The sequence below is a fragment of the Promicromonospora kroppenstedtii DSM 19349 genome (assembly GCF_000515355.1).
Lineage (GTDB): Bacteria > Actinomycetota > Actinomycetes > Actinomycetales > Cellulomonadaceae > Promicromonospora > Promicromonospora kroppenstedtii.
The window spans coordinates 1-677 of sequence record NZ_KI911578.1; the positions used below are offsets into that span (position 1 = coordinate 1).

At 69.0% G+C, this 677-nt stretch carries 1 protein-coding gene; it reads left to right on the plus strand.

What is annotated here, in order from left to right; genetic code table 11:
• Window positions 1-99: 99 nt before the first annotated feature.
• Entirely contained in the window at window positions 100-333 is a 234-nt protein-coding gene (locus PROKR_RS02175; RefSeq protein WP_036959280.1) for a hypothetical protein, read from the plus strand.
• Window positions 334-677 lie beyond the last annotated feature (344 nt).

The following is a 677-nucleotide window of genomic DNA, read 5'->3' on the forward strand; positions in this document are numbered from 1 at the left end:
CACCGAGATCCTCGAAGACGATGGTCCCGTGGGCTGGGACGCAGTAACCCCAGCCCCGCACGGGGCGATCCGATCACCCGCACGGGAGGACGAAACACCATGAGCGACACCGCGAACACTGGCACCGAGGCTTCGGCCGAGGGCACCGCCCCCGCCCCGACCGCCGAGGACCTGGCCGCCCAGCTCGAAGAGTGGAAGGGCCACGCCCGGAAGCACGAGGACAAGGCCAAGGCGAACGCCAAGGCCGCGACCGAGCTCGCCGAGCTGAAGCGATCTTCGATGTCCGACGCCGAGAAGGCAGCCGCGACCTGGCGGCAGGGTCACAGGCCCTGACGGACGCCGTCACGCGCGCCGAGACGGCCGAGGCCGCGCTCATCCGCTACAAGATCGCCGTCGACCTGGAGCTCTCCAAGGAGGACGTCACTGTCCTGGACGGTGTCCAGGGCGACGAGAAGACCCTCCGAGCACTGGCCGAACGACTCGCGGGTCGCAAGTCCCCCGCCCCCAAGCCGACCCCGACACAGGGCCGGACCACGGGCGGCACCCCCCAGCGCGAAGGACTCCTTCGTCGAAGCGCTGGACGGGCTCTTCAACTGACCTGTCGCGCAAGGGTCCTCCCGTGACTCTCGCATCCCCCCTAGATGAAAGGGCATAACCCATGCCTGCTGTTCCGCACT